This is a genomic window from Streptomyces sp. NPDC041713, assembly GCF_055591085.1.
Genome location: NZ_JBVIZY010000013.1, coordinates 130,086 through 146,457 on the forward strand (window position 1 = coordinate 130,086; position 16,372 = coordinate 146,457).

The 16,372-nt window shown below is 72.1% G+C and carries 14 protein-coding genes and 1 pseudogene; 4 read left to right on the plus strand and 11 right to left on the minus strand.

Annotated features, from left to right (window positions below):
• Nucleotides 1–36 precede the first annotated feature (36 nt).
• Nucleotides 37–1,212, minus strand: a complete 1,176-nt coding sequence (locus tag ACZ6CV_RS31150) for an alpha-hydroxy-acid oxidizing protein (RefSeq protein ID WP_469254367.1) — start codon at nt 1,210–1,212, stop codon at nt 37–39.
• 245 nt (nt 1,213–1,457) lie between these two features.
• Between ACZ6CV_RS31150 and ACZ6CV_RS31155 the strand changes: the two genes are divergently transcribed.
• Complete coding sequence (locus ACZ6CV_RS31155) at nt 1,458–1,874, plus strand: ATP-binding protein (RefSeq protein WP_362370418.1); 417 nt, start codon at nt 1,458–1,460, stop codon at nt 1,872–1,874.
• 67 nt (nt 1,875–1,941) lie between these two features.
• Here ACZ6CV_RS31155 and ACZ6CV_RS31160 read toward each other — a convergent pair whose 3' ends face one another.
• The 4 genes and pseudogenes from ACZ6CV_RS31160 to ACZ6CV_RS31175 form a co-directional block, all read right to left on the minus strand.
• Nucleotides 1,942–2,187, minus strand: a complete 246-nt coding sequence (locus tag ACZ6CV_RS31160; protein ID WP_469254368.1) for a hypothetical protein — start codon at nt 2,185–2,187, stop codon at nt 1,942–1,944.
• A gap of 14 nt (nt 2,188–2,201) precedes the next feature.
• Complete coding sequence (locus ACZ6CV_RS31165; protein ID WP_469254370.1) at nt 2,202–2,462, minus strand: DUF6199 family natural product biosynthesis protein; 261 nt, start codon at nt 2,460–2,462, stop codon at nt 2,202–2,204.
• A gap of 62 nt (nt 2,463–2,524) precedes the next feature.
• Nucleotides 2,525–3,238 (minus strand): annotated as a pseudogene (locus tag ACZ6CV_RS31170) (dioxygenase family protein); the annotation flags it as partial.
• A gap of 51 nt (nt 3,239–3,289) precedes the next feature.
• Nucleotides 3,290–4,276, minus strand: coding sequence for a helix-turn-helix transcriptional regulator (locus ACZ6CV_RS31175; protein WP_469254372.1), 987 nt, complete (start codon nt 4,274–4,276; stop codon nt 3,290–3,292).
• A gap of 741 nt (nt 4,277–5,017) precedes the next feature.
• Between ACZ6CV_RS31175 and ACZ6CV_RS31180 the strand changes: the two genes are divergently transcribed.
• The 3 genes from ACZ6CV_RS31180 to ACZ6CV_RS31190 all read left to right on the plus strand — a co-directional run bounded on the left by ACZ6CV_RS31180 (nt 5,018) and on the right by ACZ6CV_RS31190 (nt 7,671).
• Complete coding sequence (locus ACZ6CV_RS31180) at nt 5,018–5,680, plus strand: TetR/AcrR family transcriptional regulator (RefSeq protein WP_469254382.1); 663 nt, start codon at nt 5,018–5,020, stop codon at nt 5,678–5,680.
• 14 nt (nt 5,681–5,694) lie between these two features.
• A complete protein-coding gene (locus ACZ6CV_RS31185) occupies nt 5,695–6,486 on the plus strand; it encodes an SDR family NAD(P)-dependent oxidoreductase (RefSeq protein ID WP_469254408.1) in 792 nt (263 codons plus the stop codon).
• A gap of 141 nt (nt 6,487–6,627) precedes the next feature.
• Nucleotides 6,628–7,671: an NAD(P)-dependent alcohol dehydrogenase gene (locus tag ACZ6CV_RS31190; RefSeq protein WP_469254502.1), complete on the plus strand. Its 1,044-nt coding sequence runs from the start codon at nt 6,628–6,630 to the stop codon at nt 7,669–7,671.
• Here ACZ6CV_RS31190 and ACZ6CV_RS31195 read toward each other — a convergent pair.
• The 6 genes from ACZ6CV_RS31195 to ACZ6CV_RS31220 form a co-directional block, all read right to left on the minus strand.
• Nucleotides 7,649–8,539, minus strand: coding sequence for a S1 family peptidase (locus tag ACZ6CV_RS31195; RefSeq protein ID WP_469254410.1), 891 nt, complete (start codon nt 8,537–8,539; stop codon nt 7,649–7,651). The genes ACZ6CV_RS31190 and ACZ6CV_RS31195 overlap by 23 nt on opposite strands.
• 140 nt (nt 8,540–8,679) lie before the next feature.
• Nucleotides 8,680–9,474, minus strand: a complete 795-nt coding sequence (narI, locus tag ACZ6CV_RS31200; protein ID WP_469254412.1) for a respiratory nitrate reductase subunit gamma — start codon at nt 9,472–9,474, stop codon at nt 8,680–8,682.
• The gene (narJ, locus tag ACZ6CV_RS31205) at nt 9,471–10,109 is read right to left on the minus strand and encodes a nitrate reductase molybdenum cofactor assembly chaperone (protein WP_469254414.1); all 639 of its coding nucleotides are present in this window, start codon (nt 10,107–10,109) and stop codon (nt 9,471–9,473) included. Before narJ ends, narI begins: the two co-directional genes overlap by 4 nt.
• Nucleotides 10,106–11,737, minus strand: coding sequence for a nitrate reductase subunit beta (gene narH / locus ACZ6CV_RS31210; RefSeq protein ID WP_469254416.1), 1,632 nt, complete (start codon nt 11,735–11,737; stop codon nt 10,106–10,108). Before narH ends, narJ begins: the two co-directional genes overlap by 4 nt.
• Nucleotides 11,737–15,399, minus strand: coding sequence for a nitrate reductase subunit alpha (locus tag ACZ6CV_RS31215; RefSeq protein ID WP_469254418.1), 3,663 nt, complete (start codon nt 15,397–15,399; stop codon nt 11,737–11,739). Before ACZ6CV_RS31215 ends, narH begins: the two co-directional genes overlap by 1 nt.
• Before the next feature lie 232 nt (nt 15,400–15,631).
• Nucleotides 15,632–16,372: a helix-turn-helix transcriptional regulator gene (locus tag ACZ6CV_RS31220; protein WP_469254420.1), complete on the minus strand. Its 741-nt coding sequence runs from the start codon at nt 16,370–16,372 to the stop codon at nt 15,632–15,634.

Below are 16,372 nucleotides of genomic sequence, written 5' to 3' on the forward strand. Positions count from 1 at the left end.
AACGTGGAGGTGTCTATCGGGAGCCGTTGGCCGGGCTCATCCCACGCGCCGCAGCGCCTCCGGTGTGAGGTCCGCGAGGGTCGGATAGCCGTCGACGGCCATCAGCAGATCGGCCTCGGCGAGGAGCGAGCGCAGTACGTGCGTGACGCCGTCGGCCCCGCCGATGCCGAGGCCGTACGCGTACGGGCGGCCGACCCCGACCGCGGTGGCACCGAGGGCGACCGCCTTGACCACGTCCGCGCCGCTGCGCACCCCCGAGTCGAAGAGGACCGGCAGCCCGTCGGCGGCCTCGACGACCGAGGGGAGTACGTCGAGCGCGGGGAGTCCGCCGTTGGCCTGGCGGCCGCCGTGGTTGGAGCAGTAGACGCCGTCCACGCCGCCGTCCCTGGCCCGGCGGACGTCCTCGGGGTGGCACAGGCCCTTCACGATCAGCGGCAGGGTGGTGAGCGACCGCAGCCACGGCAGGTCGTCCCAGGTGAGCGGGTTGCCGAAGACCTGGACCCACTTGAGCACGGCGGACTGCGGGTCCTGCGCCGGGTCCGCGCCGAGCTGGGCGCGGAAGACCGGGTCGCTCGTGTAGTTGGCCAGGCAGTGGCCGCGCAGCTGGGGGAAGTTCGACGTGCTCAGGTCGCGCGGGCGCCACCCGGTGATCCAGGTGTCCAGGGTGACGACGATCGCCTTGAACCCGGACTTCTCCGCCCGGTGCACCAGGCTCTCGGCGAGCTCGCGGTCGGTCGGCGTGTACAGCTGGAAGAAGCCGGGTGTCTCGCCGAGCTCGGCGGCGACGTCCTCCATCGGGTCGGCGGAGAGGGTAGAGGCGATCATCGGGACGCCGGTCCGCGCGGCCGCCCGCGCGGTCGCCAGGTCACCGTGCCCGTCCTGCGCGCAGATGCCGAGGACGCCTATCGGCGCCATGAACAGCGGCGAGGGCAGCGTCATGCCGAACAGATCGACGGACAGGTCGCGCTGCGCGGCGCCGACGAACATGCGCGGGACGAGCCCCCAGCGCTCGAACGCGGCGACGTTGGCGCGCTGCGTGTGCTCGTCGCCCGCGCCGCCGGCGACGTACGAGACCACGGAAGGCGGCATCGCGGCCTCGGCGCGGGCCGCCAACTCCTCGTACACCATGGGGTATTGGGGGACGACGCCGCGCAGCCCGTCGAGGTAGATCTCGTCCTGGTAGTCCTTGAAGGGGCGGGGCGTCGGATTCATGCGCAGTGGCCTTCCGGCGTGGAGGGGGCGGGACCGGCGCCTTCGACGCCGGTGCCGACGGATGACCGCTCAGTCTCGACGTCGGGGGCAATGCGTGGCAAGGGAAGCCGAGGTGAACGGGATTGCCGATCAGCCTGCGGGGGCATCACCGTGGGGCAGGACCGGTCGCGCACCACATGCGGCGACCCCGGTGGCGACAGTGATCGCGGGTGGACGCCGGTCTGTCTCAGGGAGGGGAGTGAGCCATGCGTGCGCACCAGCGCGCCCATCGGCCGACGGAACGGGTGGAGTACGCGCTGCCGCAGGAGCTCGCGTCGGCGAGCCGGGCACGGAGGCTGGCCTCCGGGTTCCTCGTCGGATCCAGGCGCCGCAAGACCGAGGTGGACGCCGACCGCGTGGACGACGCCACGCTCGTCGTCTCCGAGCTCGTGTCCAACGCCGTGCGGCACGCCGACGGCGGCTGCCGGCTGAGCGTGGAGGTCTCGGGGGCCCGGGTGACCGTCGCGGTCACCGACGCCAGCCCCGAGCGCCCCTGCTTCCAGAAGCCGAGTGTGGACCGGGAGGGCGGACGCGGCCTGACGATGGTCCGGGAACTCGCCCATCGACTGGAGGTCGTGGGGGCGCACCGGGGTGGCAAGACGGTGCGGGTGGTACTGGCCTGACCGTCGGCCGCGCCGGGCACGGGCGGGCCCCGGGACCCGGAGGCTCAGAGGCTCGCAGGCCCGGGGATCAGCCGGACCCCTCGCGCCCGCCCGGCTCGTCGCGCCGTTTCCGGTGGTTGGCCACCAGCAGGACGACCGCCGCGAGGACCAGCACGGCGGACACAGCGATGCGGGCGACGCTGTCACCGTCGACGATCCGCCACACCAGCAGGCCGACACTCACGCAGAGCAGGGGCCAGTACACCCGTGGCCCCCAGCGGCTGCCGGGCTGTGCCCATGCGGGCGGTTCGCGGGTTCCGGCACGTTCTCTCATGACAGCCTCCCCCGTCAGATCTGCTGGACCAGCATCCAGGTGGCGAGCGCCAGGACGAGCACGCCCGTCACCCGCTGCACGGCGTAGCCCTTGCCGGTGGGCTCGGTCGCGTCGGGATCCTTCACCCAGCCCCGCTGGAGGTTCCTGTTCATCCTCCAGAGCAACTGCGGGCGTACGACCTGGACCAGCGCCATGGCGAGCACGAAGACCAGGATCGGGATGAGAACCGCGCTGTTGCCGCCGGATGCGGCCAGTGGTGCCCCGTCTTGATTCATGTGTTCCCGATTGCCCTGACGCGGGCTCAGGAAACGGCTCGGGGCGCGTGCCGCGTCGACTACTGCGGCACGTTCAGGACGAAGTCGAAGTCCGCCTCCTTCGCGTTGCCGACGCTCCGTACGTTCATGAGCAGCCGGGCGTCGAAGATCGGGTCCGTGTTGTTGCGCGGTTCGCCGGGGAAGTACAGCTGCGTGGTGAGGATCGGGCGGCCCGGCGCCTGCACCTTGACGTGCAGGTGGCGGGTGCGGCCCGGGTAGAGGCCGGGCACGATCGTGGTGAGCTTGAACGCGCCGTTGGTGTCGGTGAATTGGTGACCGCGGAAACGGAAGCCCGTGTTGTCGTACGTTCCGTAGGTGTCCGCCTGCCAGAAGTCCAGCAGGACCCGGGATATCGGCCTGCAGGCGAGCCCGAAGACGTACCCCGTGACCGTGAGCCGCACGCCCGGTGTGCCGGGCTGGACGAGCGAGGTGCGCTGCGGGGAGTTGGGCTTGAAGTAGGGGCCTTCCATCTGTGGGATCGTCGGGTCGTCCCCGTCGTCGCAGGTCGGGGTGGTCGCCGGCGCCTCGCCGCGCTCACCGGCGGTCCGGGCGAGCGCGGGCACGCCCATGAGGGACACGGGCACGGCCATGCCCATCGCCGCGGCGGCCCGCAGGACGGTCTTGCGGCTCGGGCCCCGGTCGCCGTTGACGGCCGGGCCGGGGGTGGTGTCCCTGGTGGGGGTGGGGTCGTCTCCCGCGGGGGTGCCGGTCTTGGGGGTGCCGGTCTCGTGGTCCATCGCTCCTCCTGGAGTCCAAGGGGTGGGGTGGGTTCCGGATCGGCTATGAAGCTATGCGGGGGAGTCGGGCCCGGCGATGGACTCAAGCCGGTGGTCGTGGTGAATATCGCCGACGCCCCGACGGAAGTCCCCGGGGCTCGCGCCGGTCTCGCGGCGGAAGAAGCGGCAGAAGTACGCCGGGTCGTCGAACCCGACCCGCTGCGCGACCTGACGTACCGACAACTCCGTGCGCAGCAGCAGTCGTTTGGCCTCGTGCACCCGTGCCTGCCGGATGAGCTCACCGGGCGTACGGCCGGTCGCGGCCTTCACCGCCTCGCTGAGATAACTCACCGAGACGCCCAACTGTTCGGCGCACGCCCGCACCGACCGCACGGCGCCCGCCGGAGCGCCCAGCAGCGTCTCGAACTCCGAGGCCACGGAGCCGGGCCGGGAGTGCGGTGCGGGGGGTATGCGGTCGTGGACAGGGGGCGGGGGCGCGGACGCCGCCGGACGGGGCGGGGGGAGCCGGGCCGACCGCACCACCAGGATGTGCAGCAGGGCCCGCAGGACGCTCTGGAATCCGGCGGCCCCCTCCCGGTACTCGGCGTCGAGATCGGCGATCAGACGCGCGGTGTCCCGCGCCGCGTCATCGGTCAGGTCCAGCCAGGAGCGGCGGGCGAGCGTCCGTAAGACGCACCGGTCGGCCGGGTGGTCGACGAGGAAGTCGTCGGTGAAGAGGATGACCCGCCCCTCAAGACCCGTGACGCCCTCCCAGTGGTGGACCTGGCCGGGCGCGATGAAGCAGAGGTGCGGCGGCCGCAACGCGAACCGGCTCAGGTCGACCACGTGCCCGCCGGTGCCGCCGGTCACGTGGACGATCTCGTGAAAGGTGTGCCGGTGCGGGAACGGCGCCCGCGACATGGGCCCGATGGTGTCGAACGTGCCGATGGCGAACGGCAGGGCATTGGGCATCGGCACCTGCAGTCGGTGGGTGGGCATGCCGTCCTCACCCGGCTCGCCGTTGTTCCCCTGACCCGGAAGGACCGTCGAGCCGCGCATGCGCACACTCCTCATCGGAGGACGGAGGCGGGTCCGGTCGACGGGCCGCGGGGCCCTCGAAGGAGTCTGGTCCGGACCAGCCGGGCCTCCCACCATGGCACGCCCCTGCTCCCCTGGGGACTCACCGGGACCCCGGTCCGTACGGGGCACCCACTCGACGACGCGACTTAGGAGCGATCGCGCCTACCGTCACCTCGCATCGCTCCCAGGGCGTTGGCCACCGCGAGGACGGCCATGGTGCCGCTGGTGAAATACGTGCTGGACGACTTACTTCCGGGACCGACCAGAAGAAGAATGCCCAGTACGAGAGAAACGCCCGCGAACAGCCACATCAGGGTCCGTGTCTTCAACATTGTCCTCCATCCGTACGTCTCTGAGTCCGCGTCGCCCAGGAGAATCTTCCGGGCTGGGTGCTCATAATCGCGGCAATACTGGTCTTCGGGTACCTGGCCGCCGTGATCGCACGCAAGAACAGGCGAGGGTAACCAGCCCGAAGAAGGCAAGTCCTGCGCCACACGGACCTCGACCCACGATCCATCGACACTTCGAATTGCAGCTGTACCCCGCCGTCGGCGCCGTAGCTGCAAAGGCGGGCGGGGCTTCCGGCGTGAGACGCACGAGGATCAGTGCCCCGGTGCCGCGGGACAGGGCCAGGTGCAGGGCTCGGCCTGCGCCGGGAGTGTGTTCTGTCTCACTGGGTCAACTGTCCCACTGGGACAGTTCAGGAGTACCGTCGGAGACATGAGCCGCAACGAGGGCCGCCGCACCCGCAAGGTCCAGGAGAGTCGGGAGGCCATGGCGAACGCCGCCGTGGACCTGGTTCTCGCGCACGGCCTCGACCAGGTCACCGTCGAGACGATCAGCGAACGCGCCGACGTCTCGCGCCGCACCTTCTCGCGCTACTTCTCCGGCAAGGAGGACGCCGTGGTCGACGCGCTGCGCGCCGACTTCGCGCGGATCAACGCGGCGCTCGCCGGACGCCCCGCCGAGGAGAGTCCGCTCACGGCCTACTACCGGGCCCTGCGGAGCTGGCTCGACGACGAACCGACCGCCTGGCACCGCCTGCCCCGCACGGGTGACCTGCTGCGACTGCTCCACGAGGAGCCGTCGCTGCTGCCCGCCTATCTGCGGGTGCAGGACGAGGCGGAGACCGAATCGGTGGCGATCGTCGCGTGCCGGCTCGGCCTGGACGCCGAGAACGACCTGCGCCCCGCGCTCGCCGTCTCGCTGGCGGTCGGGGCGTTCGGGACCGCCGTGCGGTTCTGGATCGCCCCCGGCGGGCGGCGCGCGCTCCCACAGCTCATCGACGAGGCGTTCGCGGCGCTGGCCGCCGAGCCCGCACCCCGGACCCCGCACCCGACCACGGGAACGACCTCCACCAGTAAGACACCCACCATCACGTGAAACCAGGCACGACCATGAGCAACAGCACCCCCAACCACACCGGCACGACCTCGCCCGCCACCGCGGAGTTCGCCGGGAAGACCGCCCTCGTCACCGGCGCCGCGTCCGGCATCGGCCTGGAGGTCGCACGCCGGCTCGCCGAGGCGGGCGCGGCCGTCGTCGTGGCCGACTTCAACGAGCAGGGCGCGCAGGACGTCGCCCGGACGCTCACCGAGGCCGGCGGCCGCGCCGCCGCCGTCCGCGTCGACGTCACCGAACCCGAATCGGTGCGCCACGCCGTCGAGTTCACCGTCGCGACCTTCGGCGGCCTCCACCTGGCCGTCAACAACGCCGGCATCGCCGGTGCGTCCGCCCCGACCGGCGCGTACGCGGTCGAGGACTGGCAGCGCGTGATCGACACCAACCTCAACGGCGTCTTCTACTCCCTCCGGTACGAGCTGCCGCAGCTCCTCGCCGCGGGCGGCGGCGCGGTCGTCAACATGTCCTCGATCCTCGGCACCAACGGCTTCGCGGGTTCCGTCGCGTACTCCGCCGCCAAGCACGCGGTCGTCGGCCTGACCAAGACCGCCGCCGTGGAGTACGCGGCCCGCGGCGTGCGCGTCAACGCCGTCGCCCCCGGCTTCATCGACACCCCGCTGCTCAAGGGGGACGCGACGCAGCGCGACGCGCTGATCGCACTCCACCCGCAGGGGCGTCTGGGCACCGCCGACGAGGTCGCCGAACTCACGCTGTTCCTGCTGTCGGACCGCGCCTCGTTCATCAACGGCAGCTACCACCTGGTCGACGGCGGCTACGCGGCCCGCTGAGTCTCCCCATCGACAAGGCAAAGCAACAGAAACACAGAAACACAGAAACACAGGAACACAGGAACCGAAGAGGCACCCCCGATGTCAGGACAACACCAACCCACCGACCCGGCGCGCGAACTCGCGGGCCTGCCCGCCCAGATGAAGGCCCTCCAGTACCGCGGGGCCGGCGCCGCCCCGGAGGTGGTCACCGTCCCGCGCCCCGCCCCGGGCCCCGGCCAGGTGCTCCTGAAGGTCACCGCCGCCGGTGTCTGCCACTCCGACATCGCTGTGATGAGCCAACCGGACGAGACACTGGGCTTCCCGCTGCCGCTCACCCTCGGCCACGAGGGCGCCGGCACCGTCGCCGCGCTGGGCGAGGGCGTCACCGGACTCGCGCTCGGCGACTCCGTGGCCGTGTACGGGCCGTGGGGCTGTGGCGCCTGCCTGATGTGCGCACAGGGCAAGGAGAACTACTGCACCCGCGCCGCCGAGCTGGGCATCCGCCCGCCCGGGCTCGGGGCGCCCGGCGCCATCGCCGAGTACCTGCTCGTCGACGATCCGCGCCACCTCGTACCGCTCGGCGGCCTCGACCCGGTGACCGCCGTGCCGCTGACCGACGCGGGCCTCACGCCGTACCACGCGATCCGCACGTCGCTGCCCAAGCTGACCCCCGGCAGCACCGCCGTGGTCATCGGCACCGGCGGCCTCGGGCACGTCGCCATCCAGCTGCTCCGCGCGCTGACCCCGGCACGGGTGATCGCCCTCGACGTCACCGAGGAGAAGCTGCGCCTCGCCCGCGAGGTCGGCGCCCACGAGGCCGTCCTGTCCGACCCGGCGGCGGCGGACCGGGTCCGCGAACTGACCGGCGGGCTCGGCGCCCAGGCGGTGTTCGACTTCGTCGGGGCGCCGCCGACCGCGGCCACGGCGATCGCCTGCGCCGCGGTCGAGTCGGACGTCAGCATCGTCGGCATCGGGGGCGGAGCCGTCGCCGTCGGCTTCGGCACGACCCCGTACGACGCCGCGGTCCGCTCCCCGTACTGGGGCAGCAGGGCCGAGCTGATCGAGGTCCTCGACCTGGCCAGGTCCGGGGTGCTCGACGTCCACGTGGAGACGTACGAACTCGACGACGCGCCCCGCGCGTACGAGGACCTGCACGCGGGCCGCGTCCACGGCCGCGCGGTCATCCTGCCGAACGGCCGGTGACGCGACCGCCCCCTTCCACGGTCCGCCTGATCCAGCCCGCGTACGCGGGAGCGCTGGTGTAGAGGCCCGGCCCCCGCGAACACGCCACGTCCGGGGCGCCGGGCCCCGACGTGACGCCGACGAGTTCCCACCGCCCGCCGCGGCCCCTGCGCAACTGCGGTCCGCCGGAGTCCCCGAAGCATGCCATGGCATCGGGCGTGCGGCTGATCGTGCACAGCCTGGTGCGGTCCGCGTAGCCCGGCGCGCACTCGGAGCGGGCGCCCCGGCGGCTGTCCAACTCCTGCAGCCGGTCAGGGAATGTCAGCGCGGTGTCGTCCGTGGTGCCGAAGCCCAGGAGCCGGGTCGGAGTGCCCGGCCGCCCGGCCCGTTCCGCGATCCGGACGGGCTTCTCGGGGACCGGGTGGGCGAGACGGATCAGCGCGATGTCGTCCTTGTTGGCGGCCTTCCCGTCACCGTTCACGTAACCGGGGTGGACGACGACCTCGTCGATGGCCCGGACCGTGCCGCCGGACTTCCGCCGGTCGCTGCCGACCCGTACGGTGCCGTCCAGTTGGAGTCCGTCACCCCGTACACAGTGGGCCGCGGTCAGCACCCATTGCCGGTCGACGAGGGACCCGCCGCAGGTCCCGTCGTACAGCCCCTGCTCCGGCGCCGACTCCGGGATCGTCGCCATGAAGGGGTAACTCCCGGTGGAATCATGGCCGTTGACGATCGCTCCGGAACTACCGGTCATAAGCGTGGCGCAGACCGCGGCGGCGAGTCCCGCGACGGCGGCGGCACGCGCCGTCCGACGGCGCACCGGCGGCACGCCGGACTCGGACTGTTCCTTCTGCTGCTTCTGGTCCTTCTGGTCTTCCTGGCTGAACACGAACGCTTCCTTCTGCTCCGGGATCCCGTACGTGTTCAGCTTGCTCGGCCATGATTCACCGGGCCATGGAGCAAGCAGGCGGAGACTTCCTGCGGGCCGTGGGACCGCGGCGGGTAGGGGTAACCCCCGGCGGACGTCCCTCACCGGCCGCGACCCGTCCCGCCTCGACCACCACCTCGGCCGACTCCTCGGCCACCGACTCGCCCCGTACGCAGCCCCGAGCCGCCGCCCGCCACCGCCGCCCGGCGCGCGGCCGGGACGCCGCGGGAGCGGTAGACGACGTAGGGGCGGGCGAGATAGGCGACGGGCGCGGTGAAGGCGTGTACGAGGCGGCTGAACGGCCACAGGGCGAACAGCGTCATGCCGAGCACAGCGTGAACCTGGTAGGCGAGCGGCGCGTCGGCCATGGCCGTGACGTCGGGATCGAGGGCGAACAGCGAGCGGAACCACACCGAGACGCCGAGCCGGTAGTCGTAGGAGTGCGGTCGCAGCGTGGTGGCGGTCGCGGTGAGACCGGCGAGGATCACACAGACCAGGACCGGGTAGACCACGCGGTCGCTGCGGCTGGTCCCGGCCCGCACGGCCGGCACCCGCGCCCGCCGGTACAGCAGGACGACCAGGCCGGCCAGGGTGGCCAGGCCCGCCGTGCCGCCGACGAGCAGCGCGTTGGCGTGGTACAGCCACTCGTGGACGTGCAGGCTCTCGGTGAGCGACTCGGGCACCAGGAGTCCGATGACGTGCCCGGCCACCACGAAGAGGAGCCCGTAGTGGAACAGCGGGCCGCCGATGCTCAGCAGCCGGTGCTCGTGCAGCTGGCTGGATCGGGTGGTGAAGCCGAAGCGGTCGTAGCGGTAGCGCCAGGCCGTGCCCATGATCAGGACGGCGAGGACGAGATAGGGCAGCACGCCCCACAGGGCGATGTGCAGATGGTTCACCGGGAGGTCTCCTGGGCGTGCGGAGCGTCGGGAACGGTACGGAGCCGGGGGACGGGGAGCGTGACGAGTCCGACCGACTCCGCGGGCGGCCCGGTGCGGGCAAGACGCTGGGCCGCCTCGCGGGTGGCCGGGCCGGGCCCCGGCAGGGTGTGGCAGACCGCCTCGACGACGTCGGCGTACGGGCTGTGGTGTGCCGCGAGACCGAAGCGGAGCAGTTCGAGTGCGGGCCGGTGCTCGGTGAGCAGCCGCGCCCCGGCGTCCGGGACGCGGGCGGCGAACTCCAGCATCAGGGGCAGGAAGTCGGGCAGCTCGTCCTCGGGCGCCTGCCAGCCGTGCTCGCGGTACAGGGCCTTGAGTCCGGCGAGCGCCGGGCCGCGCCTGCGGGTGTCGCCGTCGGTGTAGTACGTCAGATACAGGCAGCGCCGACGGCTGCGGTCGAAGGTGGCGACGTACCGGGCGGCGAGGGTGAGCGGGGCCGTCTCCTCGACCTGGGTGATGAAGCGCCGCAGGAGGCGGATGTCGGCGCCCGGCACCGGCTCCAGCGCCGTGCGTACGGTGCGCAGCCGGTCGGGCCAGCCCAGGTCGGGGTAGCCGAGCAGCAGCGACGCGGCCTGGTGGACGACGGCGCGGCTCACCGGGCGCCGCCCTCGGCGCTCGGGAAGAGGCCGTCGGGGCGGCCCCGGCCGTTCCAGTTCAGGAGGTTGACCCGGTCGCGCAGCGACGTCCCCGCGTGCTCCGGCTCCCGCCCGGGGGCCGGGGTGGCGTGGAAGGTGTCCGCGTCGTACATGCCGGGCCCGCCGTCGCCCTCCAGGCTGCAGCCGGCGTCCAGATCGTCCGCGGGGAGCTCGGCGGTGTAACTGGTGGGGATGACATAGCGCTCGTCGTACTTGGCGAGGGCGAGCAGCCGGTACATGCCCTCGATCTCGTCGGCGCTCATGCCGACGGCGCCGGCGATGGCGGGATCCTGCTCCTCGCCGAGGTTGACGCGCCGCATGTGGGAGCGCATCGCGGCGAGCCGGCACAGCGCCGCCTCGACCGGGGCGGGATCGCCCGCGGTGAAGAGCTCCGCGAGGTAGCCGACGGGGATGCGCAGCGAGTCGATGGCCGCGAAGAGCTTGGCCGGGTCCTCGCCGTCGTGCCCGGTGGCGGTCAGGGACTCCACGACAGGCGACAGCGGCGGGACGTACCAGACCATGGGCATGGTGCGGTACTCCGGGTGCAGCGGGAGAGCCACCTTGTACGTGCTGATCAGGGCGTGCACGGGGGAGCGCCGGGCGGCGGTCACCCAGTCGTGCGGGATGCCGGCCGCCTCGGCGGCCCGCGCCACCTCCGGGTCGTTCGGATCGAGGAAGCAGTCCAACTGGGCCTGGTAGAGGTCCTGTTCGTTCTCCGTGGCGGCGGCCTCGCCGACCCTGTCCGCGTCGTAGAGGATCACGCCCAGATAGCGCAGCCGCCCCACGCAGGTCTCCGAGCACACCGTCGGCTGGCCCGCCTCGACGCGCGGGTAGCAGAACGTGCACTTCTCGGCCTTGCCCGACCGGTGGTTGAAGTAGACCTTCTTGTACGGGCAGCCGCTCACGCACATCCGCCAGCCGCGGCACCGGTCCTGGTCGACGAGGACGATGCCGTCCTCGATCCGCTTGTACAGGGCACCGGACGGACACACCGCGACGCACGACGGGTTGAGGCAGTGCTCGCAGATCCGCGGCAGATAGAACATGAACGCCTGCTCGTACTCCAGGCGCACCTGCTCGTTCATCTTCTTCAGCATCGGGTCGCCGGCGATGTGCTCGGGCCCGCCGCCCAGGTCGTCGTCCCAGTTGGGCCCCCAGGTCACCGCGGTGGGCTCGCCGTCGACCTGGGAGCGGGGCCGCGCGGTGGGCACGTCGTCGCCGAGCGGCGCCGAGATGAGGGTCTCGTAGTCGTACGTCCAGGGCTCGTAGTAGTCCTGGAGCGAGGGCAGTTCGGGGTTGGCGAACAGCCGCGCCAGCCGGCGGGCGCGGCCTCCGCTGCGCGGCACCAGACGGCCGTTCTTGAGCTGCCAGCCGCCGCGCCACTTGTCCTGGTCCTCGTAGCCGCGGGGGTAGCCCTGGCCGGGCCGGGTCTCGACGTTGTTGAACCACACGTACTCGGTGCCCGACCGGTTGGTCCAGGTCTGCTTGCAGGTGACCGAGCAGGTGTGACAGCCGATGCACTTGTCGAGGTTCATCACCATCGCCACTTGCGCCATCACGCGCCCGATCGGGGCTCCGTCGCGGGGCATCAGTACTGGACCTCCTGGGTGCGGCGCCGGATGACGGTGACCGCGTCGCGCTGGTTGCCCGTCGGGCCGTAGTAGTTGGGGGCGAAGCTGAGCTGGGCGTGGCCGCCGATCAGATGGGTCGGCTTGATCAGGAGCTTGGTCAGGGCGTTGTGCACGCCGCCGCGCCGACCGGTCGCCTCGGACTTCGGCACGTTCACCAGACGTTCCTGGACGTGGTACATGAACACCGTGCCGGGCGGCATGCGGTGCGAGACGACGGCGCGGGCCACGACCACGCCGTTGTTGTTCTGCGCCTCGATCCAGTCGTTGTCCGCGACGCCGATCGCCTCGGCGTCGGCCACGCCGATCCAGATGACCGGACCGCCCCGGGCCAGCGTCTGCATCAGGAGGTTCTCCTGGTACTCGGAGTGGATCGACCACTTCGAGTGCGGCGTCAGATAGCGCACCGTCACCGAACGCCCGCCCGCGCCGTCGCCCTTCGGCTGCTCACCGAGCTCCGCGAGGTCCAAGGGCGGCCGGTAGACCGGGAGTTGTTCGCCGTACTCGGCGATCCACGGGTGGTCGAGATAGAAGTGCTGCCGGCCGGTCAGGGTGTGCCAGGGCTTGAAGTGCTCGGTGTTGATGGTGAACGGGGCGTAGCGGCGCTCCGGGCCTTCCTTGCCCGACCACTCGAAGCTCGCGCCGACCTGCACGGGCCGTGCCTGGGTGTCGGAGAACGTGACGCGCCGCTCGGCCACCGACGCCGCGAGCTCGCCGAGCCCGGTGTCGGCGCCGCACCGCTCGGCGAGCCGCTCGAACCCCTCGGCGGCGAGCCGGCCGTTGGTGGTGCCGGACAGCGCGAGGATGGCCTCGCACATCTTGACGTCCGTGTCGAGGAGCGGGCGGCCGCGCACCGGTGCGCGGACGGCCGTGCCGCAGCGGCCCGCCAGCCAGTCGATCTCCTGCTGCGGCTGCACGGTCACGCCCTTGACCGTGATGCCCTCCTCGCCGGTGAGCGGACCGAGGGCGGCGATCTTGTCGCCGATGGCGGTGTAGTCCCGCTCCACCAGGGTGAACTGCGGCCCGGTGGGGCCGTCGGGCGGTGCCTCGCCGGGGGTGTCGTGCTGCAGCGGGGTGGCGATCAGGTCGTGGGCCACGTCGAGGCGGCCCTGCGCGAGCCTGCTGACCTCGGCGGCCAGGCCGTGGAAGATCTCGAAGTCGGTGCGGGCCTGCCAGGGCGGGTCGATCGCGGGGGAGAAGGCGTGCACATAGGGGTGCATGTCCGTGCTGGACAGGTCGTGCTTCTCGTACCAGGTCGCCGCGGGCAGCACCAGGTCGGCGAAGAGGCCGGTGGACGTCATGCGGAAGTCGAGTGAGGTCAGCAGGTCGATCTTCCCGCGCGGCGCCTCGTCCCGCCAGGTCACCTCGCGCGGCCGCTGGTCCGGCCCGGCCTCCTCGGCGCTCGCGTTGTCGGAGGCGCCCAGCAGGTGCCGCAGGAAGAACTCGTTGCCCTTGGCGGACGAGCCGATCAGATTGGCGCGCCAAACGGTGAGCACCCGCGGCCAGTTGACCGGATCGTCGGGGTCCTCGCAGGCGTACGACAGGTTCCCCGCGTCGCGTTCGGCGGCCACCCAGCCGGCCGGGTCGGCGCCGGCCTCGTGCACGCGCCGCCCGAGGTCCAGCGGGTTGGCGCCGAACGTCGGGAAGGAGGGCATCCAGCCCTGGCGCACCGAACGGGACACCAGGTCGGCGGTGTGCAGACCCGCCAGGCCGCCGGGCGCGGTGGGCGCGGCGAGGGTGTCCGCGGTGAACTTCTCGTAGTGCCACTGGTCGGTGTGCAGATACCAGTACGGGGTCCCGGCCATCTGCCGCGACGGGCGCACCCAGTCCGAGGCGGTGGCCAGCTGCTGCCAGCCCGCGTACGGGCGGACCTTCTCCTGCCCCACGTAGTGCGCCCAGCCGCCGCCGTTGACGCCCTGGCACCCGGTGAGCAGCAGCAGGGAGAGGAACGACCGGTAGATGGTGTCCGAGTGGAACCAGTGGTTGGTGCCGGCCCCCATCACGATCATGCAGCGGCCCCGGGTCTGCTCTGCGGTCCGGGCGAACTCCCGCGCCGCCCGCACCACCGCCTGCGCGGAGACCGAGGTGACCGCCTCCTGCCAGGCGGGGGTGCAGGGCGTGGCGGCGTCGTCGTACGAGACCACCGGCTGCTCGCCCAACCCCTCGCGCGCCACGCTGTACTGAGCGAGCATCAGGTCGAAGACGGTGGTCACGAGGCGCCCCTCGACGCGCAGCGCCGGGACCGTGCGCCGGATCGTCGCGCCCTCCTCGTCGAAGCGGGGGAGCACCACCTCGACGGCCTCCGCGCCCGCATGCCCGTGCAGCGTCAGCAGGGGGTCGATGTCCCCGAGGTCGAGGTTCCAGCGTCCTTCGCCGACCTTGCCCCAGCGGTCGCCGAGGGTGCCGTTCGGGACGGTCGGCCGGTCGGCCCGCGCGTCGTAGAGGACGGGCATCCAGCGCCGCGACTCGGCCGCGGCCTCCTTGGCCAGGTCGAGGTCGCGCGCGGTGACGAACGCGCCGGGCGTGCGGTCGCCCGTGCCGCGCTCGTCTAGCCCCACCAGGAAGGGCAGGTCGGTGAAGCGCTTGACGTAGTCGGTGAAGTACGGCACCTGCCGGTCCACGAAGCACTCCCGCAGGATCACGTGCCCCATGGCCATCGCGAGCGCGCCGTCGGTGCCCGGATGCGGGTGCAGCCACTCGTCGGCGAACTTCGTGGCGTCCGCGTAGTCCGGCGAGACCACGACGACCTTCTGGCCGCGGTAGCGCGCCTCGGCCATCCAGTGCGCGTCCGGCGTCCGCGTCACCGGCACGTTGGAACCCCACAGCATCAGATACGCGGCGTCCCACCAGTCACCCGACTCCGGCACGTCGGTCTGGTCGCCGAAGACCTGCGGTGAGGCGATCGGCAGGTCCGCGTACCAGTCGTAGAACGACAGCATCGGGGCGCCGATCAGGGAGTGGAAGCGCGCCCCCACCGCGTGCGAGGCCATCGACATCGCGGGGATCGGCGAGAAGCCGGCGATGCGGTCGGGGCCGTACTCCTTGAGGGTGTGCACGTGCGCGGCGGCCGCGATCTCCAGCGCCTCGTCCCAGCCGATGCGGACCAGACCGCCCTTGCCGCGCGCCGACTGGTAGCGGTGCCGCTTCTCCGGATCGCCGGTGATCTCCGCCCAGGCGGCCACGGGATCGCCGGCAAGACGGCGCTTGGCGTCGCGGAACATCTCCACGAGGACGCCGCGCGCGTGCGGGTAGCGCACCCGGGTCGGCGAGTACGTGTACCAGGAGAACGAGGCCCCGCGCGGGCAGCCGCGGGGCTCGTAGTCCGGCCGGTCGGCGCCCGCCGAGGGGTAGTCGGTCGCCTGCGTCTCCCAGGTGATGAGCCCGTCCTTGACGTACACCTGCCAGGAACACGAGCCGGTGCAGTTCACCCCGTGGGTGGAGCGGACCACCTTGTCGTGCGCCCAGCGTTCGCGGTACGGCTCGTCGTTGACGCGCTGGTCCGTGCGGAACACCGCCCGGTTCTCGGGCGTGGTCGGCGCCCGCTGCATCAACTGCCCGGCGGCAAAAAGGCGTTCGGCGGCATCCGCCGCGATCCGCTCCGCCTTCGCCCTGCCACGTCCCATGCCACGGACTCCCCTCGGGGGACTGGCCTGCCGGTACGGTCACCTCCGGCACGCATCTCTCGACGAACGTGGATCAGACTCCTCCGCTCGCCGCCGTGATGTGGATCTCAATCCGGCCAGTTGGTTGTGCCTAGAAGTTATTTTCCTTCCTCTTGACATTGGGGCTTGCGTCTGGTGGGCGAACCGGTCAGGTTCCTTTACCGCGGAGGCCGTGTCCCCTCCCGTCAACCCGTCAGGAGGAGGCCTCGATCCCCCATGCCGCCGCTCGGGCGGCCGCCGCCGCGCGGTTGGGGAGGTCGAGTTTCGCGAGGATGTGCTCGATGTGGGTCCCCACGGTGCGCGGCGTGACGTACAGGCGCTGGGCGATCTCCCGGTTGGTGCGGCCCGTGGTCAGTTCGGCGAGGACCTGGAGCTCCCGCGGCGAGAGCCTGCCGGAGGGCGCGCCGCACGGCGTGGCCGTCCGGGAGTCGAGGATCGCCGCGAGGGACTCGGTGAGCAGGGTGACCGCGGCGCGTGCCGGGTCGGGCGTGCGCCGGGGCCGCCGGGTGCTGACGTTCAGCATGCCCACGTACCGGCCGTCCGCGGCGAACAGGCACTGGGCCACCCCGTCCTCGATGCCGAGGGGGGACAGGACGTCGCGGAACCCCGGTGAGGACGCCAGCAGTTGGCCCGGCACGTCCCCGAGCCAGAGGCCGCCCCGGGACGGGCCGCGGAGCACGGCGAACACCGGGTCGTCGTGGAGACGGGTCTCGATGTAGACCGTGGCGTCGTCCGGGTAGCTCCCGGCGAGGGTGATGTGGCACCCGCGCACCGGGTCCCAACGGGCCAGCGACGCGTGGTCGTACGCGACCACGTCCGCCAGCGCCGCCAGGACCGTGTCGACGCCCGCCGCCCCGCTCGTGACGCTTCTGGCCGCCGCGCGGACCTGGACGGCCGCGTCCAGGATGTCCGCCGTGCTCCGCTCCGCTGCCAT

Excerpts from the sequence above, each read along its gene's own strand:
- ACZ6CV_RS31150 (WP_469254367.1), bottom strand. The coding sequence starts at position 1,212 with ATGAATCCGACGCCCCGCCCCTTCAAGGACTACCAGGACGAGATCTAC.
- ACZ6CV_RS31155 (WP_362370418.1), top strand. The coding sequence starts at position 1,458 with ATGCGTGCGCACCAGCGCGCCCATCGGCCGACGGAACGGGTGGAGTAC.
- ACZ6CV_RS31160 (WP_469254368.1), bottom strand. The coding sequence starts at position 2,187 with ATGAGAGAACGTGCCGGAACCCGCGAACCGCCCGCATGGGCACAGCCC.
- ACZ6CV_RS31165 (WP_469254370.1), bottom strand. The coding sequence starts at position 2,462 with ATGAATCAAGACGGGGCACCACTGGCCGCATCCGGCGGCAACAGCGCG.
- ACZ6CV_RS31175 (WP_469254372.1), bottom strand. The coding sequence starts at position 4,276 with ATGCGCGGCTCGACGGTCCTTCCGGGTCAGGGGAACAACGGCGAGCCG.
- ACZ6CV_RS31180 (WP_469254382.1), top strand. The coding sequence starts at position 5,018 with ATGAGCCGCAACGAGGGCCGCCGCACCCGCAAGGTCCAGGAGAGTCGG.
- ACZ6CV_RS31185 (WP_469254408.1), top strand. The coding sequence starts at position 5,695 with ATGAGCAACAGCACCCCCAACCACACCGGCACGACCTCGCCCGCCACC.
- ACZ6CV_RS31190 (WP_469254502.1), top strand. The coding sequence starts at position 6,628 with ATGAAGGCCCTCCAGTACCGCGGGGCCGGCGCCGCCCCGGAGGTGGTC.
- narH (WP_469254416.1), bottom strand. The coding sequence starts at position 11,737 with ATGCCCCGCGACGGAGCCCCGATCGGGCGCGTGATGGCGCAAGTGGCG.
- ACZ6CV_RS31215 (WP_469254418.1), bottom strand. The coding sequence starts at position 15,399 with ATGGGACGTGGCAGGGCGAAGGCGGAGCGGATCGCGGCGGATGCCGCC.
- ACZ6CV_RS31220 (WP_469254420.1), bottom strand. The coding sequence starts at position 16,372 with ATGGCAGCGGAGCGGAGCACGGCGGACATCCTGGACGCGGCCGTCCAG.